This window comes from Melaminivora alkalimesophila (genome assembly GCF_000282995.1).
Lineage (GTDB): Bacteria > Pseudomonadota > Gammaproteobacteria > Burkholderiales > Burkholderiaceae_C > Melaminivora > Melaminivora alkalimesophila.
On the sequence record NZ_ALEE01000569.1, the window covers coordinates 1 to 342 of the forward strand.

The 342-nt window shown below is 77.5% G+C and carries 1 pseudogene; it reads right to left on the reverse strand.

The window, feature by feature from the left end:
- Positions 1-342, reverse strand: a pseudogene (locus A612_RS11130) (lysylphosphatidylglycerol synthase domain-containing protein); the annotation flags it as partial.

Here is a 342-nt window from a genome sequence, read left to right on the forward strand (position 1 = left end):
GGCGCCGCCGCCACCACAGCTCGGTGGCCAGCAGCGCCAGTGCGGCCGGCACGAGGGGCGCCAGGTAGTACAACGCGCGGAAGGCCAGCACCACCGCCAGGGCGGCGCTGACCGGCAGATGGGCCGCCAGCACGGCGGTGCCCACGGCCTCGAGCACGCCCAGCCCCGCCGGGATGCGCGACAGCAGCCCGGCCACCGCTCCCAGCAGGATGGTCGCCAAGGCCGCCGCGTAGGGCACGCGCCCCTGCGCCAGCGCCCACATGGCCCCGCCCATCAGCGACCAGTTGGCGCACGACAGCAGCAGCTGCAGCAGCGCCCCGCGCCAGCCGGGCAGCGGCAGCC